Source organism: Burkholderia sp. BCC1640 (assembly GCF_902833125.1).
GTDB classification, from domain to species: domain Bacteria; phylum Pseudomonadota; class Gammaproteobacteria; order Burkholderiales; family Burkholderiaceae; genus Burkholderia; species Burkholderia diffusa.
This window is the reverse complement of the sequence record NZ_CADFEF010000003.1, coordinates 121,571-144,839: the sequence shown is the minus strand read 5'-3', so window position 1 is coordinate 144,839 and position 23,269 is coordinate 121,571. Positions and strand designations below refer to the sequence as shown.

Here is a 23,269-nt window from a genome sequence, read left to right as displayed (position 1 = left end):
GCGCCATGTGTCATCGTCCGTGCGTCGGCGTCGATGCGTCGGTGTCGGGCAGGCCGTCACCGGCGTCGGTAATCATGCGGGTGACGGTCGCCGCGTCGCCGATCGCCTCGATCGCGAGCAGTGCGAAGCGCGCGAGAAAGAGCGATGCATCGGTTTCGCCGATGCGCGTCATCGTGCGGCACAGGTCGGTGTAAAGGATGTCGCGTTCGGTGTCGGTCATCATGCGTTCTCCTGAGGATCGGATGACGTGTGCGGGTGCAGCACGCGTTCGAGTGCGGCGCTCAGGTCGGTGACGCGAGCATCGTGCCAGCGGCCGAGCACATGTCCGTCCGGACGCACGAGATAGATGGTGCCGTCGCGCGCGCCGTATAGGTCGAACAGCCGGCTGTCGGCATCGTAGCCGCCGCATCGCGGATGTTGCGGTGCCGCGTGCCGCGCGAGCGTGATCAGCGCGAACGGTATGCCGGCGTCGTGCAGGCGTCGTTCGAGATCGGCGAACGACGGATCGGACGCACCGTCGCGTGTGAAGCGGAACGCGGTGAAGCGCGCGCCGACGAGATCGGTCAGGTGACCGCGCCGCGCGCCGTTGTCGTTGCCGATGTCGCTCGACGCCTGCAGGATCAGCGGACATTCGGCGAGTACCATGCCGGGCGGCGGCCCAGCGGAGAACGCATCGCGTTCGTCCGCATTGAGCGGCGACGCTGTGTAAGCGATGGCCGATGTCTGACGCGGATTGATCAGCGAACGCAACGCCGGATGCCGGGCCGCGAGCGTCAGCACGGCCTTGCGCATCAGGTCGAATGCGAACGACGGCGGCGCCATGAACTCGGTGCTCTTGGTGCCGTAGCGCAGGTTCTCGTGCGTCGCGAACACGCGCTCGTCCGAATAGCTGTCGAGCAGCGCGTCCGACGCGAGGCCGCGAATCACGTACGCCAGTTTCCACGCGACATTGTCGGCATCGTCGATGCCCGAGTTCGCGCCGCGCACGCCGAAGATCGGCACGAGGTGCGCGGCGTCGCCACAGAACAGCACGCGGCCGTGCCGGTAGCGTTCGAGCGTCAGCGCGTTCGCCTTGTAGATCGTGATCCAGATCGGCGACCAGTCGCCGCGCTCGCCCATCATGTCGAGCAGGCTTTGCACGCGCGGGATCACGTTCTCGGGTTTGACGGCCGCTTCGGGATCCTCATCGTCGAGCAGCTGGTAGTCGATCCGCCACACGTTGTCGGGCTGCTTGTGGACGAGCACCGTCGAGCCCGGATTCGACGCCGGGTCGAAGTAGGCGAGTCGCTCGGTCGGCCGATCGCTGTCGAGCGCGATGTCGACGATCACGTAACGGCCTTCGTAGCTGGTGCCGTGCAGCGACAGGCCGAGCGCATCGCGCATCGTGCTGCGCCCGCCGTCACTCGCGACGACCCAGTCCGCATCGAGCGCGTAGCCGCCGAGCGGCGTATCGACGTCGAGACGCACGCCGTCCGGGCGCTGCGCGACGCCAGCGACCTTCGTCTGCCAGCGGATTTCGATGAGTTCGGGGCGGCGCAGTGCGGCGTCGAGCAGGAACTGCTCGATGTGATACTGCGCGAGGTTCACCATCGGCGGCAGCTTCTGGTTTTCGTCCTGCGGCATCGTGAAATGCAGCACTTCGTCGTGACGATAGAAGCTGCGTCCGCCGCTCCACGGCAGTCCGACGCGAAGGAAACCATCGAGTGCGCCGAGCCGTTCGATGATCTCGAGGCTGCGTCGCGAGATGCAGATCGCGCGGCTGCCGTGACAGACGGAATCATCGGCTTCGAGCAGCACGCTGCGGATGCCGTGATTGGCGAGGCCGAGCGCGACGGCGAGGCCGACCGGCCCGCCGCCGACGATCGCGACGCGGTGCCGCTGCATGTCGACACCTTCGCTACAGGTCGGCAGACGCGCGGGATGGCGCGCGGCGACAAACGGATATGGCTTGAATTCGATGCCCATCGTTGGCTTCCAGGTTGCACTGTTGGAATGCGCACGCTCGACCATGCGATGCGTGCGGCAGGCTGGATGCAGTATGGAAGCCGTACCGAACACCGCTGTCCCCATTCCGGGGACAGCGTTCGGCCGGCGGCGGGCCGGGATTTACCCCCGACGCGTTCAGGATCGGCGAGCGCGGTTCAGGGTTGGAGGCACAGCGCAAAAAGCTGGCGCTGGCTCGAGATGCCGAGGCGCCGGTACGCGCGCTTCTGATAGGTGACGACGCTGGAGGCCTTCACGCCGATCGTTTCACCGATCTCCTGCGCGGTCTGGCCTTCGAGCACGCCGCGCAGCACGTCGAGTTCGCGCTTGGACAGTGCCGGGCATGCGCCGCGCAGCCGCGCGAGCATCAGTTGCGGGATGCCGATCTGCGCCGCGCCGGCGAGCGCGTAGTGATGCTGTGCGGCCTGCGCGATCAGCGGTGCGAGCGTTTCGATGGCCGCGATCTCGCGCGGCTGGAACGCGCCGCTGCGATGCGCGCGATACAGGTTGATCGACAGCCAGGTCGAGTCGTTCGGCTGCATCAGCAACGCGAGGCGATCGGACACGTCGGGGCCGCGGTAGCAGGCTGCCCGATATGCGTCGTGGCAGATCTCGTCGCCGGCCTGCTGATGCAGCAGCACGTCGCGGCGGTGGGTGCCGCGACCAGCGGCAGAGACGATCTTCTGGTTGCCGTCGAGCGGATAGAAATGTCGCACGTAGGTGTCGGCGACGTCACGCAGGTAGCGGCCGCCGCGATGATCGGCGACCGACACTGTGCGTGGCCGGCTGCCGAACTCGTACGCGAAGATCGTGCACTGCGTGACGGACAGAGCATCGTCGAACAGCTTCAGGATTTCCGCGGCGAACGCATTCGGCTCGCTGCCGCCGATCGCGGTGACGAGACCGGTCGCGCGGGACACGTCCAGTTGTCCGCCGAGGTTGGGTCGTTCGAGGCGCCAGATGCGCATGATGCGGGGGAAGGGCCGGGTGGTCCGGCGATTGTAATCGGCGGCGCGCGGCGCGGGAGTCGGGGGATGCCCGCAAGCGGAAATGACGGGGAGGGTGGCGCAGGACTTCGTCGTGTATAGGAAATCGTCGCCGGAAAAGAGAAAAGGCCTGATAAGCGATGCTTATCAGGCCTTTATATCTTGGTGCCGGAGATAGGAGTCGAACCTACGACCTTCGCATTACGAATGCGCTGCTCTACCAACTGAGCTACACCGGCAGCAGAGAAATGAAATTATATGGTGAAATCCGAGATCTTGGCAATAGGTTTTGCGAAATTTTTTCAGCTTGCTGCGACTGCTTCGCGAAACCATCGATCCGGCGGACTTCCCGCTTTCACTTCACTGCGATGCAGCCTGTCAGGGCCACATCGCGAAGGCGCGATTGTACTGGCGTCTCGCACCTCCGTCTAGTGCTGCAGTGCAAATTTATTTGCCTTCGCCTTCGTTGTGATAGCTGGTCACGCGCTCGACTTCGTTCTTCGAACCGAGGAACACCGGCACGCGCTGGTGCAGGCCGGTCGGCTGCACTTCCATGATGCGCTGCGTGCCCGTCGTCGCGGCGCCGCCGGCCTGTTCGACGATGAACGACATCGGGTTCGCTTCGTACATCAGGCGCAGCTTGCCCGGACGATCGGGCGTGCGCTTGTCGGCCGGGTACATGAAGATGCCGCCGCGGTTCAGGATCCGGTGCACGTCGGCCACCATCGACGCGATCCAGCGCATGTTGAAGTTGTCGCCGCGCGGGCCTTCCTTGCCGGCGTTCAGTTCGCTGACGTAGCGCTGGACCGGTTCATACCAGTGACGTGCGTTCGATGCGTTGATCGCGTATTCGCGCGTATCGGCCGGGATCTGCATGTTGCTTTGCGTGAGCACCCACGAGCCGACTTCGCGGTCGAGCGTGAAGCAGTTCACGCCGTTGCCGGTCGTCAGTACGAACACGGATTGCGGGCCATACACCGCGTAGCCGGCCGCGACCTGCTCCGTGCCCGGCTGCAGGAACGATTCCTCGGTCGCCTGCTTGCCGTCCGGGCAGCGCAGCACCGAGAAGATCGTGCCGATCGACACGTTCACGTCGATGTTCGACGAGCCGTCGAGCGGGTCGAACACGAGCAGGTATTCGCCGCGCGGGTAGTTCGCAGGGATCGGGAAGAACGTTTCCATTTCTTCCGACGCCATCGCGGCGAGGTTGCCGCCCCATTCGTTCGCGTCGAGCAGGATTTCGTTCGACAGGATGTCGAGCTTCTTCTGCACTTCGCCCTGGACGTTCTCGCTGCCGGCGGTACCGAGTGCATCGCCGAGCGCGCCCTTCGACACGTTGTAGCTGATCGCCTTGCACGCGCGGGCGACGACTTCGATCAGCAGGCGGAGGTCGGCGGGGAGGTTGTTGGTCTCACGCTGCTGCTCGATCAGGAACTTGGACAGCGTGGTGCGGCGGGCAATGGACATGACAGACTCCGAAAGGCCAAAGAATCCTTGAATTGCCGCAATTTTACCCGGCGCGCCTCCCGAGCCGCCGCCTTTTTTCGTCCGGTTACATGGTCGGTCGGCCGTCCCGGCCGGGTGCCGGCGTGCGTGGCGCGGCGGCTCGGCGCGAAAGCGGCGGTAAAACAGGGCGGCTGAACACATGGTCCGGCTCCGACCCCGCCAACCTTCAGACGACAAAAAAGCCGGCGCCGCAACGGGGCGGCGCCGGCTTCGTCGCACGGGCACGCGACGCGAATCGCGTGCGTGACGTTACGCGAGGGCCTTCTCGACGATCTCGCGCACGTCGCGCGATTTCGCGCCGGCGGCGACCTGCTCGAGCGCATCGCGCATCCGGTCGCGCAGCGCCGGCGTGAAGCGGCGCCACAGTTCGAGCGAGCGGGCGAGGCGCGCGGCGACCTGCGGGTTGATCGCGTCGAGCGCGAGCACCTGTTCGGCCCAGAACGCGTAGCCCGAGCCGTCCGCCGCGTGGAATTGCGCCGGGTTCGCCGCGCAGAAACTGAAGATCAGCGAGCGCGCGCGGTTCGGGTTCTTCAGATTGAACGCGGGGTGGGCCATCAGCTTGCGGACCTTCGCGAGCGTCGGCTGCGTGGACGTGCCGCGCTGCGCGGCCTGCATCGCGAACCACTTGTCGATCACGAGCGCTTCCTTCTCGAAGCGACGGTAGAAGTCGTCGAGCGCGTGTGCGGCCGCGTCGTTCGCGCCTGATGCCGCGGCGGACAGCAGCGCGCCGAGCGCGGCGGCACGATCGGTCATGTTGTTCGCCGCGTCGTACTGCGCGGTCGCGATGCGCACGGCGTCGGCCGGATCCTCGAGTTCGGCGAGATACGCGAGCGCGAGGTTCTTCAGCGCACGGCGGCCGGATGCGTCGGGCGTCGGCTCGTACGCGCCCGGCGTCTGATGCTGCTCGTACGCGGCGAGCCACTCGGCGCGCAGCGCGGTCGCGAGCTGGCGGCGCACGAACTGGCGCGCGCGATGCACGGCGGCCGGATCGGCTTCCGCCATCTGGTCGGCCAGATACGTTTCCGACGGCAGCGTCAACGCGAGTTCGCGGAACGCGGGCGACAGGTTTTCATCGGTCAGCACGCGGCGGAACGCGGCGACGAAGTTCTCGCCGAGCGTGAGCGCCTCGTTCGCGGCGGCGCGCGCGGCGAGCGTCAGCAGCGCGCGCGTCGCGAGGCGCTGGCCGGCTTCCCAGCGGTTGAACGGGTCGCTGTCGTGGGCGAGCAGGAAGGCGAGGTCGTCGTCGCTGTAGTCATACTCGACGATCACCGGTGCCGAGAAATTGCGCAGCAGAGACGGCAGCGGCTGCTCCGGCACGTCGACGAACGTGAAGGTCTGTTCGGTGTCGGTGAAGTCGAGCACGCGCGTCGTGCCCGACGCGGCCGCTTCGCCGTCGAGACGCAACGGCAGGTCGCGGCCGTCGCGGCCGATCAGGCCGATCGCGAACGGAATCAGCAGCGGCCCCTGCTGCGTCTCGCGCGCGGCCGGCGACGCATTGCCGTAGCCTTGCGCGAGCGTGACCGTGTAGCGGCGCGCGGCTGCGTCGTACGCGGTGCGCACCGACACGCGCGGCGTGCCGGCCTGGCTGTACCAGCGTTCGAATTGCGCGAGATCGCGTCCGTTTGCATCGGCCATCGCATGACGGAAGTCGTCGCACGTCACGGCGTGACCGTCGTGGCGCTTGAAGTACAGGTCCATTCCCTTGCGGAAGCCGTCGCGGCCGAACAGCGTCTGGTACATACGCACGACTTCCGAGCCTTTCTCGTAGACGGTCATCGTGTAGAAGTTATTGATCTCGACGTAGCTTTCCGGACGCACCGGATGCGCCATCGGGCCCGCATCCTCGGCGAACTGCAGCTGGCGCAGCACGCGCACGTCCTCGATGCGCTTGACCGCGCGGGCCGCGGAATCGATGTCGTCGCCCGCCGCCATGTCGGCCGAGAATTCCTGGTCGCGGAACACCGTCAGGCCTTCCTTCAGGCTCAGCTGGAACCAGTCGCGGCAGGTCACGCGGTTGCCGGTCCAGTTGTGGAAGTACTCGTGGCCGACCACCGATTCGATGTTCGCGAAGTCGGTGTCGGTCGCGGTCTCGGGGTTCGCCAGCACGTACTTCGTGTTGAAGATGTTGAGCCCCTTGTTCTCCATCGCGCCCATGTTGAAGTCGCCCACGGCGACGATCATGAAGCGGTCGAGATCGAGCTCGAGGCCGAAGCGCTTCTCGTCCCAGCGGATCGAGTGAATCAGCGAATCCATCGCGTGACGGGTCTTGTCGAGATCGGCCGGTTCGACCCAGACCTGCAGCAGCTTTTCCTTGCCGGAGCCGGACGTGATCTTCTCCTCGATCGCGACGAGCTTGCCCGCGACCAGCGCGAACAGATAGCTCGGCTTGCGGAACGGGTCTTCCCATTTCGCGAAGTGGCGGCCGTCGGGCAGTTCGCCCGAGTCGACGAGGTTGCCGTTCGACAGCAGCACCGGATACGCGGTCTTGTCGGCGCGCAGCGTGACGGTATACGACGCCATCACGTCGGGGCGGTCGAGGAAGTAGGTGATGCGGCGAAAGCCCTCGGCCTCGCACTGCGTGAAGAAGTTGCCGCTCGACACGTACAGGCCGGACAGCGTCGTGTTCTGGTCCGGCGCGCACGCGCTGTCGAGCGTGAGCTCGAACGTGTCGGGCACGTTTTCGACGGTCAGCCCGTGTTCGTGCACGCGCACCGCGCCGTACGGCGCGCCGTCGAGGTGTGCACCGAGGAATTCGAGCGCTTCGCCCAGCAGCTCCAGGTGCGGCGTCGGCGCCGCGTCCGGATTGCGGCGCACGCGCATCGTATTCCTGACGATCGTGCGGGCCGGCGCGAGATCGAATTCGAGCGCGACGGAATCGATGAGGAAGGCCGGCGGCGTATAGTCGGCGCGGCGGATCACGGTGGAGGAGGCGTTGTCGGACATGGTCGTCGAGATCGGTGGAATGGGGATCGGGCCCGCGGCGCGGGCCGGGCGAACCGGGCCATTGTACAAAGGCTGGCGGCTGCGTGCCGGGCGAACTTTTTACCGGTTTTGGCTGTCCGCGTATTATCGGCATCCCGTGCGGTTCGCGCGGTGCGACGAACGGATGACGGAGCGACGAGGATCGACATGAAACACGAATGGATTCAACGGAGTGCGAGCTGGGCGGCGGTGCTGTGCGTGGCGCTGCTGACGGGCTGCACGAGCTATGTGACGACGCAGGTCACGGCCTTCTCCGACTGGAGCGGCAGCGACGCGACACGCACGTACGCCTTCACGCGCACGGATGCGCAGAAGCACAGCATCGAGCAATCGACTTACGAGCCGATCGTCGCGAACGAGCTGTCCGCGTATGCATTCAGGCAGGTGCCGGCCGCGCAGGCCCGCTATCTGATCGGGCTGGCCTACGGGGTCGGCAGCGATCTGGTGACGGTGCCGCAGCCGGTTTACTACGACCCGTGGTTCATGGGGCCGGGGCCGTACTGGCGGGGCGGGCCGTGGGGCCCGTGGGGGCCCTGGGGGCCGATGCCGGCCGGCTACGTCGCGCAGACCTATCAGGTCTTCGACTACACGCTCGGCATCCGGATCACCGAGCGCGCGACCGGCAAGGAAGTCTACAACGTGACCGCGCGCACCACCGGCGACAACGGTGCGCTGCTGTATGCGATGCCGTTCCTCGCGCGCAGCGCGCTCGCCGATTTCCCGTTGGCGAACGGCGTGATCCGCACGGTGCGGTTGCCGGTCGACAAGCGCGGCGGCCCGGCCGCGCCGGCCGCCAACGAGCGTGCGGTGCCGGCCGTGCCGGCATCGGGGGCGGCGGTCGCGAAGTAATGCGGTATCGACACCGGCGCGGCCGCCCGGCCGCGCCACGTGCCTGCGCGCGTCACGCCCCGACGCCCAGCAGCGCCAGCGCGCCGAGCACGACGAACAGCACGGCCGCGATGCCGTGCACCAGCTTCGTCGGCAAGCGGTGCGCGAAACGGTCGCCCAGCAGGATGGCGGGCACGTTCGCCAGCATCATCCCGAAAGTCGTGCCGGCCACCACGCCGATGTAATCCTGGAAGCGCGCGGCGAGCGCGACGGTCGCGATCTGCGTCTTGTCGCCCATTTCCGCGAGGAAGAACGCGACGAGCGTCGCGCCGAACACGCCGAGCCGCGAGCGGTTGGCATTGGCTTCGTCCGCATCGAGCTTGTCCGGCACGAGGATCCACAGCCCCATCGCGATGAACGAGAACGCGAGCGCCCAGCGCATGATCGACGGCGTGACGAGCGCGCCGAGCCATTCGCCGAGTGCGCCGGCGAAGCCGTGGTTCACGAGCGTCGCGACGAGTACGCCAAGAATGATCGGCACGGGCTTGCGATAGCGCGCGGCCAGCACGAGGGACAGCAGTTGGGTCTTGTCGCCGATTTCAGCGAGGGCGACGGCGCCGGTGGAGATCAGGAAGGCTTGGGACACGTATGGGGTTCCACGGGCCAGTGTTGTGCGTGCGAGCGACGATCCGCCGCGCGCCGGGCCCTGATGCGGCGCGCAGTGAACCATCGGTCTCGCCAGGCCTTCGTGGCTGCGTCCGCCATGGCCGAAAGGCCAAGTCTGTTGACGGACGCCTCCGTCACGATGCGCGCCGTTGGCGCGGGGCATCGAGCGGAGCGGCTACTCCCCAATGAGCGGCGAATTCTAGCACGCCGTGGGGCGTGCGCGGTGCGAATCCGGTTGCGCCGGCATGCGCTGCGACGCACGCCGGAGCAGGCATGGGCAGGCGCGCGCGCGTTACGCGGCGGCGGTGCGGCGTGCGGCGCCGCGCTCGTGCACGAGCTGGCCGGCCGCATACGTGCGGTACACGGCGCGATCGTCGCCGAGCAGCGCGAACGCGAACAGCAGTTCCTCGAGCGACTCCGCGCGTTTCGTGCGGCGCGCGAGCAGCGGCGTGGCCTGCGGGTCGAGCACGACGAAGTCGGCTTCGGTGCGCGGCGCGAGCGTGCCGACGGTGTCGGCGAGGTCGAGCGCCTGGGCGGCGCCGGCCGTCGCGAGCCAGAACATCCGCGTCGCGGTCAGGTGGTGGCCCGACAGCCGCGCGACCTTGTGCGCCTCGTTCATCGTCTGCAGCATCGAGAACGACGTGCCGCCGCCGACGTCGGTGGCGAGCGTGACGGGCACGTCGAATTCGCCGGCCTTGTCGAAGTCGAACAATCCGCTGCCGAGGAAGAAGTTCGACGTCGGGCAGTGCGCGACGACGGTGCGCGTCTCGGCCATCCGGCGACGGTCCTCGTCGTCGAGGTGGATGCAGTGGCCGTACACCGCGCGCGGGCGCAGCAGTCCGTAACGATCGTAGATGTCGAGATAGCTGCGGTGGCCGGGGAACAGCTCGGCCACCCATTTCACTTCATCGACGTTTTCCGCGACGTGACTCTGCACGAACACGTCCGGATGGCGACGCGCGAGTTCGCCGCATGCCTCGAGCTGCGCCTCGGTGGACGTCGGCGCGAAGCGGGGCGTCAGCGCGTACATCTGGCGGCCCTTGCCGTGCCAGCGGCCGATCAGCTCGGCGCTGTCGTCATAGCCCGATTGCGCGGTGTCGCGCAGGAATTCGGGGCAGTTCCGGTCCATCAGCACCTTGCCCGCGATCATCCGCAGGTCGCGCGCGTCGCTTGCCGCGAACAGCGCGTCGGCCGACTGCTTGTGCACGGTGCAGTAGACGAGCGCGCTCGTCGTGCCGCAGGCGAGCAGTTCGTCGACGAAGAAGTCGGCGACCTCGCGCGCATGTTCCGGATCGCCGAACTGGCGCTCGGTCGGGAACGTGTACTTGTCGAGCCACGGCAGCAGGCCGGGCGCCGGCGACGCGATCATGTCAGTCTGCGGATAGTGGATGTGCGTGTCGATGAAGCCGGGCACGATCAGCTTGTCGCGCAGGTCATGGACGACCGCGTCGCGCGCGAGCGTCGCGGCGAGCCGCGCATGCGGGCCGGCCGCGACGACCTTGCCGTCGTCGACGATCAGGAGGCCGTCGGTCTCGTGGTTCGCGGCCTGGCTCGACTGCGCCGGGTCACCGTTGAAGGTCAGCAGTTGGGAACGGAAAGCGGTTTGCGTCATGACGAATGGTCCTGCATCAAGGTAAGGCGAACAGAAGAAGAAAGCGGTCGGCGCCGCGCGGGCGACGGCATGGCGGGTGCTGCCCGGGCATGCGCGACGCGGCGAAGCGCGAAGGCCGGGGCGCCGCGGATGGCGAGCGCGCACGCGAGCGTGGCGGCATGTGCGACCGGCGCGGCGGCGAGCTGCATGACGAGCCGCCACGACAGGCTTCGGCGCGCGACGTCGCACAACGCCGTCGCCACGCGGGCGACGGGCGCGACGTCGGCGCGCGCGCGCGGGGCACGCACGCGGCCGGCGTGGCGCAGGGCCGAGCCGGTCGCCACGAAGCGGATGTCGTCGACGTGATTCATCTGTCTAGCGAACCTCGATGCCGGCCGTCACGCGGCTTGCCAGTACGAATCGAGACGCGCGATCAGCGCATCGCGCTGCGCGGCGTCGACGAACGACGCCTCGAAGCCGTTGCGGATCACCGCGTGCACTTCGGCGTCCGTCAGTTGCAGCCCGTCGACCGTCGCGAAGTAGTTGTCGTTCACGTAGCCGCCGAAATAGGCCGGATCGTCGGAGTTGATCGTCACCGCGACACCCCGATCGAGCAGCGCCTTCAGCGTGTGTTTCGTCATGTCGTCGAACACGCACAGCTTCAGGTTCGACAGCGGGCACACGGTCAGCGCCGTGCGCGTGCGCGCGAGGCGTTCGACGAGCGCCGCGTCCTCGATGCTGCGCACGCCGTGGTCGATCCGGTCGACCTTCAGCACGTCGAGCGCTTCGTGGATGTAGGCGGGCGGACCTTCCTCGCCCGCATGCGCGACGAGCTTCAGCCCGAGCGCACGCGCCTTCTCGAACACGCGCGCGAACTTCGTCGGCGGATGGCCGAGCTCGGACGAATCGAGACCGACGCCGATCAGCCGGTGGCGATAGCGTTCGAACAGCGGCAACGCGGATTCGAACGTCGCGAGCGCATCTTCTTCGGACAGGTGGCGCAGGAAACACAGGATCAGCTTGCTCGACAGCCCGCGCTGCTCGGCATCGGCGAGCGCGCGGTCGATGCCGGCAACGACCGTCTCGATCGGCACGCCGCGTTCGGTGTGCGTCTGCGGGTCGAAGAACAGCTCGGTGTGGACGACGTTGTCGGCGAGTGCGCGTTCGCAGTACGCGGCCGTCATGTCGTAGAAATCCTGCTCGGTCAGCAGCACGCTCGCGCCGGCGTAATAGATGTCGAGGAACGACTGCAGGTCGGTGAACGCATACGCGGCGCGCAGCGCGTCGATCGACTCGTACGCGAGCTTCACGCCGTTGCGCTGCGCGAGCGCGAAAATCAGTTCGGGCTCGAGCGAGCCTTCGATATGGATGTGCAGCTCCGCTTTCGGAGCGCGGGCGATCTTGTCCTTGAATGTCGGGGTCATGGCGTTGTTCTTGGTCGGTCAGAATTGTGGGGAAACCTGCACGGGCGCGTTCGCCTCGACGGCCTGCAGCAACTGCGCGGCCACCGAGATTGCGATCACTTCGGGTGCCTTGTCGACGATGCCTTCGACGCCGATCGGGCAGTGCATCCGCGCGACCTGGGCCGGATCGATGCCGATCGCCGCCAGCCGATGATCGAACTGCATGCGCTTGGTGCGCGAGCCGGTCATCCCGAAATACGCATAGTCGCCGCGCCGCAGGATGCGTTCGGCCAGCACGAAATCGAGTGCGTGGTCGTGCGTCATCACGACGAAGTACGCATGCGGCGGTGCCGTGTCGACGGCATCGGCCGGGCTGGCCACCGCGTCGATCGCGAGATTGCCGATCCCGGCGAGTGCGTCGGCCGGCGGGAACACCGCGTCGGGCCCGTCGATCCAGTGCACGTGGCACGGCAGCGTCGCCAGTACCTTCACGAGCGCGGTGCCGATGTGTCCCGCGCCGAACAGCACGACGGGGAACGCAAACGGCGCGATCGTTTCGGTCATCAGCGACACGCCGCCGGTTTCCCACAGCAGGCAATCGGCGTGCGCCGCGGGCGATTCGGGTTCGCTGAGCAGCGGCGCGCCCGGCGAGGGGCCGAATGATACGCTACGCACGGTCGCGGCGCCCGCCGCGACGCGCTTGGCGAGCGACATGATCCAGCCGAGGTCGCCGACGTCGAGCCGCTCGAACGCGAGCACGACCGCGCCGCCGCAGCACTGGCCGAGGCTCGGGCCGAGCGCGAGCCGTTCGAGCCGGCGTGCGTGGGGCACGTGCGCGCCGTCCTTCAATAGGTGCCGCGCGATCTCGATCGCCTTCCATTCCAGATGACCGCCGCCGATCGTATGGCGGGCCGTGTCGCGCGTGACGAGCATCTTGGTGCCGGCCTCGCGCGGCGCGGAGCCGTCGGTGTGCGCGACCGTCACGAGCACGGCCGCTTCGCCGTGCGCGAGCAGTTGCTGCAAATCGCCGAGCCAGGCTTCCATCAGCACGCTCCGGTCGGGACGACGCGGCACGACGCGCGGCGCGGGCTGGCGGGCGCGGCGGCAACGAGGACGGATGGGAGCGACGCGGGCCGGCTGCCCGACGTGTTCGGTGCGGCGGCCGTGCGCCGAAGGCGCGCGCGAACGACGCCGCGGGACGTGCGGACGCCATGAGGGTGACGGATGCGGATGGTTTGCGTTGTCATGATGAATCCAGTCGACATTGCGGATCGGGCGCGCGTTACGCAGGAGGTGAGACCGCTGGCCTCGCGCACGTAGATCGCCATCCAGTCGCGAAGATAGCACCGCAAGGCGGCGGAAACATTGCCGGGCGGTGATCCGGGCTATCAGGCGGCGATCATGTCGATCATAGGCCCGCCGCGCGGAATCGGGGCGCAGATGCACGGGCATCGGCCCGAAACGCATGTGCGGCGGGGCGTGCGCGCGGATGTCGCGCGACGTGCGTTCGCCCGGAAATCCGGGGTGCGGCGGGGGTAGGTGTTTGCGCGCGGCGGGCAGGGTGCGGGCGCGTCGGGGCTGCGCCGGCGCAGCCGGGTGAGCGGCGCGACGCGCCCGCGCGGCCTCGACCGGTCGGCCGGACCGCGTGGCGCGTCCGGTCAGCCTGCCAGCTTGCGGCGATGGCGCCAGAGGCTCGAGGCGACGGCGATCAGGATCGCGGCGAAGCCGATCAGCGCCCAGCCCGGCAGCAGGATGCCGAAGATCGGCGGGTAGACCGTCTCGCACAGGCCGGCGACCTTGAACATGCCAGGGAACCACTGGGCGGGCGGCAGGCTGTCGACGATCGGCTGCAACGTGTCGAAGCCGCAGCTGAAGCCCGGATTCATCTGGATCGACAGGTGCCGCGCGGCGGTGCCGACGCCGCCGGCCGCGGCGATCGCGATCAGCAGCTCGAGCACCCAGATGCCGCGCCAGTTGCGCATCCCGGCCGCCAGGAACGCGAAGATCCCGATCGCCGCGAAGAAATAGCGCTGGATGATGCACAGCGGGCACGGATCTTCGTTCTTCACGTACTGCAGATAGAGCGCGCCGGCCAGCAGGGCGATGCACACCCATCCGAGCAGCATCAGCAGGCGGCGTTCACGGCGGAGTGCGAGCGTGGAGTCGTTCATGTCGGCGGGATTCCTGTCGTTGGTCGGTCCGATAAACAATCGCGCGATTTTAGCGCGAACGATCTGGCACGAAACTGACAGCGCACGTGCGGCACCCCGCCGCAGCCACTGCGTCCGGGGCATCTGCCGCCGTCATTGCGCCCGTGCGGTCACCGGATCGTGTTCAGCACGGCCTCGACCGCCTGGCCGATCGCGAGCAGCGCGTCGTCGCGATGCGGCGCGGCCGCGAGCATCAGGCCGACCGGCGCTGCGTCGCGCGGATGGCACGGCAGCGACAGCGCGCAGGCGTCGAGGAAGTTGAACGCGCTCGGGTTGCGAAGGATCAGCGCGTTGGTGCGCGTGAAGGCGGCGTCGTCCGCTTCGAGTTCGGCGATGCGCGGCGGCACGACCGGCACCGTCGGCGCGACGAGCGCGTCGAAGCGCGACCAGACCGTGTGCGCCGCTTCGTCCAGCATCGCCTGGCGGGCGGCGACCAGGTCGAGATAGTCGGCCGCGCTCGCCGGCTCGCCCTTCAGGATGCGCGACAGCACGCGCGGATCGTATTGGTCGCGGTGCTGCGCGAGCAGCGGGCGATGCCACGCGTAGGCCTCGATCGGCGAGAAGCCGAAGCGGTTGATGTCCGGCAACCGGTCGAGCGCGGAAAAGCGCACTTCCGTGACGATCGCGCCGGCGGCTTCGAGGTGTTTCAGCGATGCGTCGAGCGCGGCGGCGACATCGGCGTCGACACCGTCCGTCACATAGTTGGTCAGCACGCCGAGCCGCACGCCTTCGAGCGGTCGCGCGGCCGGCACGTGCGGCTCGAGGCCCGCGAGCATGCGGTCGACGAGTGCGCAACAGGCGACCGTCAGGCCGATCGGGCCGAACGAATCGAGCGTGGTCGACAGCGGCACGCCGCCTTGCGTCGGGACCCGGCTCGCGGTCGGCTTGAAGCCCGTGAGCCCGCACAGCGCGGCCGGAATGCGGATCGAGCCGCCGGTGTCGGTGCCGAGCGCGACGGCCGCCATCCCGTCGGCGACGGACGCGGCCGCGCCGGACGACGAACCGCCGGCAATTCGCGCGTCGCCCGGCACGTCGCGGCGGTACGGCGAGCGCGGCGTGCCGAAGTGCGGATTCAGGCCGAGCCCCGAGAACGCGAACTCGCTCATGTTGGTGCGGCCGACCAGCACCGCGCCCGCGCGCTTGAGCCGCGCGACGGCGACCGCGTCGGACTTGGCGGGCGGCGCGCCGTCGAGCACGCGCGAGCCGGCGCGCGTCACCTGGCCCGCGACGTCGAACAGATCCTTCACCGACACGGGGATGCCCGCGAGCGGCGACAGCACGGTGCCCGCCGCACGCAGGCGGTCGTGGGCATCGGCGGCCGCGCGCGCGTTGTCGGCGTCGACTTCGGTGAAGACGGCGGCACCCTGGCCGGACGGATCGGCGATCCGGTCGAGCGCGACGTCGACGAGCGCGCGGCTCGTGGTCCGGCCGGCGGCGAGGTCGGCGGCGAGCTGGGCGAGCGGAGGGAAGGGCGTGAAGGTGGTCATGGGCGGCTCAGGGACGAAGATGTTGGACAAGCGTGGCGCGAAACGAATCGATATGGCGTTCGACGGCCGTGCGTGCGCCGGCGGCATCGCGCGCGGACAGCCGTTCGAACAATTCGAGGTGTTCGCGCTGGACCTCGGACAGGTGGCGCGGCTCGGACAGCGTGACGAACCAGAAGCGCAGCGAGCGTTCGTGCAGCGCGCGCAGGATTTCCGCGAGCACGGTGTTGCGTGCCGCCGCGGCGATCGTATGATGAAACGCGCGGTCGAGCTCCATCATGCCCTCGACGTCGTGCGTGTCGACGCAGGCCTGCCCGTCGTCGAGCAGCGCGGCCATGCGCGCGAGATCGTCGGGCGTCGCATGGCGGGCGGCGAGTTCGACGCAATGCGCTTCGTTGATGCGGCGCACGTCGATCACCGCGACGATGTCGTCGAGCGATAGCGGCTGCACCATCAGCCCCTTGCGCGGCATCACGGACAGTAGCCCTTCGAGCACCAGCCGGTGGACGGCCTGATGGACGGGCGTGCGGCCGATGCCGGTGCGTGCGACGAGGTCGGCTTCGTTGAGCGCGGCGCCGGGCTTCAGGCGCATCGTGATGATGTCGCGCTGGATCAGCGCGTACGCGCGATCGGCGAGGCTGACCGCCGATGCGGCGGGTCGGTCGTGGAGGGCATCGGTCAGGTCGTTCATGCGGGCGGCGGCGCGGTGGCCGGGCAGGGCGCGATCATGGCGCGGTCGATCGGGGAGCGTGGGCGATTCGTGAATATTATTGTGATATATCACTGATGTCCAGTTGGCCCGGGCGACTGTCAATGTTGTCGAACGGGGCCGGTGACGCGCGTCGCGGCGGATGCGACGAGTTGCAACAATATCGACAGGATGTTGCTCGTTTACCGCGCGATCGTGCACTGAAGCATAATGAATCCTCGTCAATCCACCACGCGCGAGCGACGTACCAGACCATCGTCATGAGCGAAAACACGCCTTCCCCGGCCGGTCTGCCCGGCACATCTTCCGCTTCTACCGATTCCCCCCGTTCCAGTCCGGCGCATACGCCGGAGGCGCCCGCCACGCGGGCTGCCGCCGCGCAGATCGTCGCGGCGGACGGCGCGTCGCCGGTCACGGCGGCGTCCGAGCCCGGCGCCGCGGGCACGACAGGCGCTGCCTCAGAAGGCCGTGCAGTGCCGCCGAAACACGGTGCCGCGCCGCCCGGTTTCGGCGCGCAGCCCGATTTCGACACGCCGCGTCCGCCGCCCGCGAGCGCGCAGAACGCGCCGCCGGCGTACCTGAAGCAAAGCGACACGCCGTGGTCGGTGTTCGGCCGGATCGTCGCGGCGCGCGCACGCCGGATCTTCGATCGCGCCGGCCAGCGGATCACGCAGCGCACGCTGCGCATCGGCGTGTCGGCGCGGATCTTTCATCCGGAGCCGGGCGCGAAGGGGCTGCGCGGCAAGACGCTGCAGTATCTCGAAGAATCGATCGCGCACTGGGTGATGTCGCGCGACGTGCTCGTGTTCATGATCCCGACCGTCGGTCACCAGGGCATGCTGCATCCGAGCAACATCCGCCTGCGCGACTACGCGAAGCATCTCGACGGCCTGCTGCTGCAAGGCGGCGCCGACGTGTCGCCGCAAACCTACGCGGCGTCGGATGCGCGCCCCGAGTGGCCGGGCGACCGCGTGCGCGACATGTACGAGCTCGAGCTGTTTCACGAGTTCGTCGAGTCCGGCAAGCCGGTGCTCGGCGTGTGCCGTGGCGCCCAGCTGATCAACGTCGCGTTCGGCGGGTCGCTGTACCAGGACATCGCGACGGACGTGCCGACCGCGAATGCGCACGTGAGCGAGCATTACGACCAGCATCGCCACGCCATCCGCTTCCCCGACTCGTCGACGCTCGCGAGCATGTTCCCCGGGCGCAGCGAAGCGATCGTGAACTCGATCCACCATCAGGCGATCCGCGATCTCGGCCGCGATCTGAACATCGAGGCCGTGTCGGCCGGCGACGGGATCATCGAAGGCATTCGCTACCGGCGTGCGCCGTTCGTCGTCGGCGTGCAATGGCACCCGGAGTTTCATCGTGCCGGCGGCTCCGAGTTGCTCGACTGCACGCCGCTGCTCGATGCGTTCCTGCGCGCCGCTCGCGAGACCCGCCTGTAACCCGTTCTGGTATTGCCGCGCAGGAAAGCCGGCCGCATCCCGATAAATTCGAGATGCGGCCGTTTCGTTTTGAACGATAATCGCGACTCCCGATTCGTTCGACGGAGTCTGACGTTGGCCTTCCGAGATTTTTCCCCTGCACGATGCGCGACGTGGATCGTTGCGCTGGCCGCCTGCGCGCACGCGGGCGCGGCGTGGTCCGACGCGACCGCGCCGGTCGCGGGCACGCGCCCCGCGGTGACGAGCCTGAGCGGCGATGCGGCGACCGCGGCGCCGGCGTCCGCCACGGAGGCCGCCGCGCAAGGCAACGTCGCCGAACTCACGCAGATGCTGCATGACGGCCGAATCGTCGAGATGCGCACCACCTACAACGGCAGCTATGGCGCAAGCCTGATGTTCGATCCGCGCGAGATGACGTATTACGTCGCACTGTTTCAGGACAAGCATCTGTGGCGCGTGATCAGGTCGCAGGAGAAGAACCGCGCGGAGATGGTGTACGCGAACTTCGTCCAGCAGACGGCGCAGCTCGCGGATGTCGAAATTCGTCGCACCGAACTCCAGGCGCAGAAGACGTTCCTCGAACGCGTGATCGCGCTGCAGGCGAATCGCGCGCAGCAACTGCAGGCGGATCTGAATATCGCGCGCGGCCAGCAGGCCGAGGTCGTGCAGCGGCAGAAGGCGGAGCAGGAGCAGACGCAGGCACTGCAGATCGAGAAGCGGGCCGCGCAGGTGCAGTTGCGTGATCTGCAGGAGCAGGTACGGCAACTCGAGCGGCAGTCCGAAACGGGATTGCCTGCGCACAAGTGACGATTCGGTCCGATGGACCAACGGACGGACAAAAAACCCGGCGAAGCTTGCTTCGCCGGGTTTTTTGTTGGGCGCTGTCAGCGGGTGAGCGTATCCGGTACGTCGGTCAGGCGGCGATGGGACAATTGCGCTGTCCAGTCGAAGCCGGCGACGGGCGCATTGGCCGCCGGTGCCGGGCGATCGGCCTGCAGCGCGTTCGCCACCGCGATAAGCGTGAGCGGATCGTCGAGCGGGTCGCGGGGGGCTCCGGGATGCGCAGGCGAACCGACGCGATCGGGCGTCTGCGTGCGCGACGCGTGGTGAGTGACTGACGGGCGGGCGGTGAATCGCGGCGCGGAAGGTGCTTGTACGCGTGCCGTTGCCGTGCGCCTGTTGTCCGAACGATGAGGCGTCGGCGGCGCTGCCGTGGCGACGCGCTGAACGTTCGGTGTCGTGTCGGCACGGCGCGGCGCTGGATTGGTCGTCGCGCCGCGTGTGACGGGCGCGCCTGTGGAGGGCGTCGCAACCGGCCGCACCGCGACGGGCTGAGCCGGCGCGATGGTCGGTGTGGCGGGCGCCACCGCGGCCGTTTGCACGGCACCCATGGACTGCACGGCGTGCTTCGGCTCGACGCCAACGGTCTGCATCGCGGGCGCAGGCGCGAAACCCGGGAACGGCTCGTGCGCGGCGATCAACCAGCCGATGATGCCGAGTGCGCCAATGCTCCAGCAGGCGGCGTGCCGCGCACGCCGGTCATGCGCGCGACCGGCGGCATGCTCGATGTGCTGGCCGGCGGCGCGCGCCGCAACGGCCGGTACACCGGCAGACACCGGGCGCGCGGCGGGCGGCGATTGCCAGCGGCACATGCGATGCGGTGCTTCGACGTCGATGCACGAGGTCTTCAGGATGGCAGCGCAGCGCGTGCCGAGCCGGGTACCGGGCGTGCCGCGGAACGTCCATTCGCGGCCGAACGGCGGCACGCCGTCGAGGGGCGCGACACGAGGGCGGGCAAGCGGACCTTCGACGGAAACGAGAGGCGTTGGGATCATGAGGGCGGTACGCGGTGCGACACGGGCGACGATGCCGGCCGCGGCGCGAATAGCGTGGCGAGTCGTGACATTGTGGTGAGTCGCCGGCGACCTGTCGATCAGACCGATCTGATTTTCGTGCGTTTTTCGAGGCGATTCGTACGAGACGTACGCGGCGACGTTGATCACGGCCCCGGCCCAAGGCAATTGTCGGCTTCGCGTGGCATCATTTGCCGACCATGCCGGCGTGCACATCGTTGCGCGGCGTGCCGTCGGCTGGCAGCGATGTTCGTGCGTGCCGGTCCGGTGCCACTGCATCGTCGGATCCATACGGCGCCGATGTCGCGCCATCCGCGCCGAGAGAGAACAACATGTCCACAGCAACACACGCCGTCGCCCGGGAATCGAAGGTTCGTACCGTGTTCCGGGTCGTCAGCGGCAACTTCCTGGAAATGTACGACTTCATGGTCTACGGGTATTACGCGTCGGCCATCGCGAAAACCTATTTTCCGAGCGGCAACGCGTTCGCGTCGCTGATGCTGTCGCTATCCGTGTTCGGCGCGGGCTTCCTGATGCGCCCGGTCGGCGCGATCGTGCTCGGCGCATACATCGACCACCACGGCCGCCGCAAGGGGCTGATCCTGACGCTTGGGCTGATGGCGCTCGGCACGCTCACGGTGGCCGCGATACCCGGCTATGCGACGATCGGCGTGCTCGCGCCGGTGCTCGTGCTGCTCGGCCGGTTGCTGCAGGGCTTTTCCGCGGGCGTCGAACTCGGCGGCGTGTCGGTCTACCTGTCGGAAATCGCGACGAAGGGCCGCAAGGGGTTCTATACGTCGTGGCAATCGGGCAGCCAGCAGGTGGCGGTCGTGTTCGCCGCATTCGTTGGCGTGCTGCTGAACCGCGCGCTGCCGGTCGAGGACATGACCGCGTGGGGCTGGCGCATTCCGTTCCTGATCGGCTGTCTGATCGTCCCGTTCCTGTTCCTGATTCGTCGTTCGCTGAAGGAGACCGACGAATTCCTTGCGAAGCGTCATCGTCCGACGATGGGCGAGATCATGCGTTCGATGCTCGAGAACTGGGGTGTCGTGATCGCCGGCATGGGGATGGTGATCATGACGACGGTGTCGTTCTACATGATCACGGCCTACACGCCGACATTCGGCAAGGAAGTGCTGCACCTGTCGTCGCTCGACGCGCTCGTCGTGACCGTCTGCGTCGGCCTGTCCAATCTCGTCTGGCTGCCGCTGTCCGGCGCGCTGTCGGATCGCATCGGCCGCCGCCCGGTGCTGATCGCGTTCACGGTGCTCACGCTGCTGTCGGCCTACCCGGCCGTGCTGTGGCTCGTGGCCGATCCGTCGTTCCTGCGGCTGCTGGCCGTCGAGCTGTGGCTGTCGTTCCTGTACGGCTCGTACAACGGCGCGATGGTCGTCGCGCTGACCGAAGTCATGCCGGCCGACGTGCGCACTGCCGGCTTCTCGCTCGCGTACAGCCTCGCGACGACGATCGGCGGTTTCACGCCGGCGATCTCGACGTTGCTGATCCACCAGACGGGCAACAAGGCGGCGCCGGGGCTGTGGCTGAGCGTCGCCGCGATCTGCGGATTGATCGCGACGCTCGTGCTGTATCGCACGCCCGAATCGCGCAACCAGTACAAGGCGGCCTGACGCCACCCGCGTCGCATCGCGTCGAATGAAAAAAGGAGCGCGTCGCGCTCCTTTTTTTGTCTGCGTGCGGCCGTGGTCAGGCGTCGCGCAGCGCGCCGGCGACCGCCGTCGCCACGTCGAGCCATTGCCCCGGTGCGGACTGGCGGGCGAGCCGCGCGTGCGGATACCACGGGCAATCGTCGCCGGTGAACCAGCGCCAGTCGGGCGCGAACGGCAGCATGATCCACAGCGGCTTGCCGAGTGCGCCCGCGAGGTGCGCGACCGCCGTGTCGATCGTGACGACGCCGTCGAGCCGTTCGATCAGCGCGGCCGTGTCGGCGAAGTCGTTCAGTCGCCCATCGAGGCGATGCACGCGCGGATGCGCGTCGACGCGCGCGCGTTCATCTTCGTCGAGCGCCGGTTGCAGCACGACCCAGTCGATGTCCGGCAGCGCAAGCAGCGGCGCGAGTGCGTCGAACGGCATCGAGCGGTTTTCCTGCGCCTGCCGGCGCCCTGACCACGCGAGACCGAACTTGCGCTTCGACTGGCCGCCGAGCGAGCCGCGAAAGCGCCGGTGCGCGTTGTCCGGCGCGTCGAGGTAGCGTCTGCCCGCGACGATGTCGGCCGGCTGCAGGCCGAGCAGGAACGGCAGGCTCATCAGCGTGCACGCGACGTCCGCCGCCGGTGGCTTCGCGGCGCCCTGTGCGACGAGCGTCACGCGCCAGCGTGCCGCGGCCGGCGCGAGCAGCGTGACGAGTTCCGGCTGCACTTCGAGCACGACGCGCGCGCAGCGCGCGCGCGCGAGCGGCACGAAGCGGACGAACTGCAGCGAGTCGCCGAAGCCCTGTTCCGCGCGGATCAGCAGCGTGCGCGACGCAATTGGCTCGCCTTGCCAGCGCGGCAGCGTGCCGAGCGGCGTCGCGCCGGGCGTGTCGTGACGCGTTTCGTATGCGGGCAGGCCGCGGGTGAAGTCGCCCAGCGTCAGCAGCGTGACGGCGCGATGCAGGTGCGCGAGTTTGAGGTCGGGAGCGACGCGCAGCGCCTGGTCGTACGCGCGCAGCGCCATCTCGTGCGCGCCGAGTGCGTGATGTGCGTTGCCGAGGTTCAGCCACGCGAGACTGAACGACGGATCGAGGCCGACCGCGCGTTCGTAATAGGGCAGCGCTTCGCGCTGGCGCGCCTGCGCGCACAGCGCGTTCGCGAGCCCGAAAAGGGCGAGCGGGAACGGCGGGTGCAGCGCGAGCGCGGCTTCGAATGCGGCGGCGGCTTCGGCGTGACGGCCGACCGCCTCGAGCGTGTTGCCGAGATTGAAATGCGCGGCGACGAAGCGCGGCTGCGCGGCGATCGCCGCCTGGAAGTGCGCGATCGCGTCGTCGGCCCGGCCCATCGCGTTCAGCGCCATCGCGAGATTGTTGTGCGCGCCGGCATGCCCGGGCCGCAACTCGAGCGCGCGATGGAATGCGGCGAGCGCGTCGTCGTGACGGCCGAGGGCATTCAGCGCGTTGCCGAGGTTGTTGTGGATCGATGCGTCGTCGGGCGTGAGCCGGAGCGCGCGGCCGAACGCGTCGATGGCATCCTCGTGGCGCTGCAGCGCCGCATACGCGTTGCCGAGGTTGTAGTGCGCGAGCGGAAATTCGGGCGCGAGCGTGAGCGCGTTGCGAAAGCGGTCGATCGCTTCGTCGAGTCGGCCGAGCGCCTTCAGCGCGTTGCCGAGATTGAGCTGCAGCGCCGCATCGTTCGGGCGCAGGTCGACCGCACGCCCGACGAGATCGGCCGCCTCGGCATGCTGGCCCTGCTGGTGCCGCAGCACGCCGAACAGATGCAGTGCGTCGGCGTCGGCGGGATTGGTGGCGAGGGCGGTGCGATAGCCGTGCTCGGCCTCGGCGAGGCGGCCCGCGCGGTGCGCGGCATACGCTCGGTCGAATGCGGAATCCATGACGCGAAAACTGACGGAAAGCGCGTATTTTCCCACACTGCGCGGGGGTACCCCAGATCGGCCGGTCGGCATATGGC

At 68.3% G+C, this 23,269-nt stretch carries 19 protein-coding genes, 1 tRNA gene and 1 riboswitch; of the genes, 4 read left to right on the top strand and 16 right to left on the bottom strand.

The features are described from left to right. Positions 1-10 precede the first annotated feature (10 nt). The 6 genes from HWX25_RS04965 to pepN all read right to left on the bottom strand — a co-directional run bounded on the left by HWX25_RS04965 (position 11) and on the right by pepN (position 7,418). Positions 11-223 carry a hypothetical protein gene (locus HWX25_RS04965; protein ID WP_175907461.1) on the bottom strand — a complete coding sequence of 71 codons (213 nt, stop codon included), beginning with the start codon at positions 221-223 and terminating at the stop codon, positions 11-13. Further along, entirely contained in the window at positions 220-1,965 is a 1,746-nt protein-coding gene (locus tag HWX25_RS04960; RefSeq protein ID WP_175907459.1) for an FAD-dependent oxidoreductase, read from the bottom strand. Before HWX25_RS04960 ends, HWX25_RS04965 begins: the two co-directional genes overlap by 4 nt. Positions 1,966-2,141: 176 nt before the next feature. Next, positions 2,142-2,951, bottom strand: a complete 810-nt coding sequence (locus tag HWX25_RS04955; RefSeq protein ID WP_059530089.1) for a LuxR C-terminal-related transcriptional regulator — start codon at positions 2,949-2,951, stop codon at positions 2,142-2,144. A gap of 181 nt (positions 2,952-3,132) precedes the next feature. Beyond that, positions 3,133-3,208, bottom strand: a tRNA-Thr gene (locus HWX25_RS04950). Between the two features lie 208 nt (positions 3,209-3,416). Beyond that, positions 3,417-4,436, bottom strand: a complete 1,020-nt coding sequence (locus HWX25_RS04945) for a class 1 fructose-bisphosphatase (protein ID WP_059530086.1) — start codon at positions 4,434-4,436, stop codon at positions 3,417-3,419. 288 nt (positions 4,437-4,724) lie between these two features. Further along, positions 4,725-7,418 carry an aminopeptidase N gene (gene pepN / locus HWX25_RS04940; protein WP_175907457.1) on the bottom strand — a complete coding sequence of 898 codons (2,694 nt, stop codon included), beginning with the start codon at positions 7,416-7,418 and terminating at the stop codon, positions 4,725-4,727. Positions 7,419-7,604: 186 nt separating this feature from the next. On the opposite strand from pepN, the gene HWX25_RS04935 reads away from it, so the two are divergent. Continuing rightward, the gene (locus HWX25_RS04935; RefSeq protein ID WP_175907455.1) at positions 7,605-8,306 is read left to right on the top strand and encodes a DUF4136 domain-containing protein; all 702 of its coding nucleotides are present in this window, start codon (positions 7,605-7,607) and stop codon (positions 8,304-8,306) included. A 52-nt stretch (positions 8,307-8,358) separates the two neighbouring features. Here the strand turns inward: HWX25_RS04935 and HWX25_RS04930 are convergent, their stop codons facing one another. From HWX25_RS04930 to HWX25_RS04895, 8 genes are all read right to left on the bottom strand, one after another. After that, complete coding sequence (locus tag HWX25_RS04930) at positions 8,359-8,931, bottom strand: TMEM165/GDT1 family protein (protein WP_059448199.1); 573 nt, start codon at positions 8,929-8,931, stop codon at positions 8,359-8,361. Between the two features lie 91 nt (positions 8,932-9,022). Next, positions 9,023-9,147, bottom strand: a riboswitch (yybP-ykoY riboswitch). Between the two features lie 96 nt (positions 9,148-9,243). Next, positions 9,244-10,563, bottom strand: coding sequence for a guanine deaminase (gene guaD, locus HWX25_RS04925; RefSeq protein ID WP_059699462.1), 1,320 nt, complete (start codon positions 10,561-10,563; stop codon positions 9,244-9,246). After that, a complete protein-coding gene (locus HWX25_RS04920) occupies positions 10,560-10,913 on the bottom strand; it encodes a hypothetical protein (RefSeq protein ID WP_175907453.1) in 354 nt (117 codons plus the stop codon). Before HWX25_RS04920 ends, guaD begins: the two co-directional genes overlap by 4 nt. A gap of 27 nt (positions 10,914-10,940) precedes the next feature. Next, entirely contained in the window at positions 10,941-11,966 is a 1,026-nt protein-coding gene (locus tag HWX25_RS04915; RefSeq protein WP_059690809.1) for an adenosine deaminase, read from the bottom strand. Between the two features lie 18 nt (positions 11,967-11,984). Beyond that, complete coding sequence (xdhC, locus tag HWX25_RS04910; RefSeq protein ID WP_175907451.1) at positions 11,985-12,989, bottom strand: xanthine dehydrogenase accessory protein XdhC; 1,005 nt, start codon at positions 12,987-12,989, stop codon at positions 11,985-11,987. Positions 12,990-13,603: 614 nt separating this feature from the next. Next, a complete protein-coding gene (locus HWX25_RS04905) occupies positions 13,604-14,116 on the bottom strand; it encodes a disulfide bond formation protein B (protein WP_059467072.1) in 513 nt (170 codons plus the stop codon). Between the two features lie 149 nt (positions 14,117-14,265). Further along, on the bottom strand, positions 14,266-15,642 hold the full coding sequence (locus HWX25_RS04900; protein WP_175907449.1) for an amidase: 1,377 nt from the start codon (positions 15,640-15,642) through the stop codon (positions 14,266-14,268). Between the two features lie 7 nt (positions 15,643-15,649). After that, positions 15,650-16,330, bottom strand: coding sequence for a GntR family transcriptional regulator (locus HWX25_RS04895; protein ID WP_175907447.1), 681 nt, complete (start codon positions 16,328-16,330; stop codon positions 15,650-15,652). Between the two features lie 278 nt (positions 16,331-16,608). Between HWX25_RS04895 and HWX25_RS04890 the strand changes: the two genes are divergently transcribed. Then, on the top strand, positions 16,609-17,796 hold the full coding sequence (locus HWX25_RS04890) for a type 1 glutamine amidotransferase (protein ID WP_175907445.1): 1,188 nt from the start codon (positions 16,609-16,611) through the stop codon (positions 17,794-17,796). A 114-nt stretch (positions 17,797-17,910) separates the two neighbouring features. Beyond that, positions 17,911-18,603: a DUF2968 domain-containing protein gene (locus HWX25_RS04885; RefSeq protein WP_175907443.1), complete on the top strand. Its 693-nt coding sequence runs from the start codon at positions 17,911-17,913 to the stop codon at positions 18,601-18,603. Between the two features lie 77 nt (positions 18,604-18,680). Here HWX25_RS04885 and HWX25_RS04880 read toward each other — a convergent pair whose 3' ends face one another. Next, on the bottom strand, positions 18,681-19,940 hold the full coding sequence (locus tag HWX25_RS04880) for a hypothetical protein (RefSeq protein ID WP_244135192.1): 1,260 nt from the start codon (positions 19,938-19,940) through the stop codon (positions 18,681-18,683). A gap of 41 nt (positions 19,941-19,981) precedes the next feature. Here HWX25_RS04880 and HWX25_RS04875 point away from each other — a divergent pair, with 41 nt between their 5' ends. Continuing rightward, complete coding sequence (locus HWX25_RS04875) at positions 19,982-21,277, top strand: MFS transporter (protein ID WP_175907441.1); 1,296 nt, start codon at positions 19,982-19,984, stop codon at positions 21,275-21,277. Positions 21,278-21,353: 76 nt separating this feature from the next. Here the strand turns inward: HWX25_RS04875 and HWX25_RS04870 are convergent, their stop codons facing one another. Beyond that, entirely contained in the window at positions 21,354-23,264 is a 1,911-nt protein-coding gene (locus tag HWX25_RS04870; RefSeq protein WP_175907439.1) for a tetratricopeptide repeat protein, read from the bottom strand. Positions 23,265-23,269 lie beyond the last annotated feature (5 nt).

What these genes read in the sequence shown, in the direction of transcription:
- HWX25_RS04965 (WP_175907461.1), bottom strand. Translation starts at nt 223, where the DNA reads ATGATGACCGACACCGAACGCGACATCCTTTACACCGACCTGTGCCGC.
- HWX25_RS04960 (WP_175907459.1), bottom strand. Translation starts at nt 1,965, where the DNA reads ATGGGCATCGAATTCAAGCCATATCCGTTTGTCGCCGCGCGCCATCCC.
- HWX25_RS04955 (WP_059530089.1), bottom strand. Translation starts at nt 2,951, where the DNA reads ATGCGCATCTGGCGCCTCGAACGACCCAACCTCGGCGGACAACTGGAC.
- HWX25_RS04945 (WP_059530086.1), bottom strand. Translation starts at nt 4,436, where the DNA reads ATGTCCATTGCCCGCCGCACCACGCTGTCCAAGTTCCTGATCGAGCAG.
- pepN (WP_175907457.1), bottom strand. Translation starts at nt 7,418, where the DNA reads ATGTCCGACAACGCCTCCTCCACCGTGATCCGCCGCGCCGACTATACG.
- HWX25_RS04935 (WP_175907455.1), top strand. Translation starts at nt 7,605, where the DNA reads ATGAAACACGAATGGATTCAACGGAGTGCGAGCTGGGCGGCGGTGCTG.
- guaD (WP_059699462.1), bottom strand. Translation starts at nt 10,563, where the DNA reads ATGACGCAAACCGCTTTCCGTTCCCAACTGCTGACCTTCAACGGTGAC.
- HWX25_RS04920 (WP_175907453.1), bottom strand. Translation starts at nt 10,913, where the DNA reads ATGAATCACGTCGACGACATCCGCTTCGTGGCGACCGGCTCGGCCCTG.
- HWX25_RS04915 (WP_059690809.1), bottom strand. Translation starts at nt 11,966, where the DNA reads ATGACCCCGACATTCAAGGACAAGATCGCCCGCGCTCCGAAAGCGGAG.
- xdhC (WP_175907451.1), bottom strand. Translation starts at nt 12,989, where the DNA reads ATGGAAGCCTGGCTCGGCGATTTGCAGCAACTGCTCGCGCACGGCGAA.
- HWX25_RS04905 (WP_059467072.1), bottom strand. Translation starts at nt 14,116, where the DNA reads ATGAACGACTCCACGCTCGCACTCCGCCGTGAACGCCGCCTGCTGATG.
- HWX25_RS04900 (WP_175907449.1), bottom strand. Translation starts at nt 15,642, where the DNA reads ATGACCACCTTCACGCCCTTCCCTCCGCTCGCCCAGCTCGCCGCCGAC.
- HWX25_RS04895 (WP_175907447.1), bottom strand. Translation starts at nt 16,330, where the DNA reads ATGAACGACCTGACCGATGCCCTCCACGACCGACCCGCCGCATCGGCG.
- HWX25_RS04890 (WP_175907445.1), top strand. Translation starts at nt 16,609, where the DNA reads ATGAGCGAAAACACGCCTTCCCCGGCCGGTCTGCCCGGCACATCTTCC.
- HWX25_RS04880 (WP_244135192.1), bottom strand. Translation starts at nt 19,940, where the DNA reads ATGGATCCGACGATGCAGTGGCACCGGACCGGCACGCACGAACATCGC.
- HWX25_RS04875 (WP_175907441.1), top strand. Translation starts at nt 19,982, where the DNA reads ATGTCCACAGCAACACACGCCGTCGCCCGGGAATCGAAGGTTCGTACC.
- HWX25_RS04870 (WP_175907439.1), bottom strand. Translation starts at nt 23,264, where the DNA reads ATGCCGACCGGCCGATCTGGGGTACCCCCGCGCAGTGTGGGAAAATAC.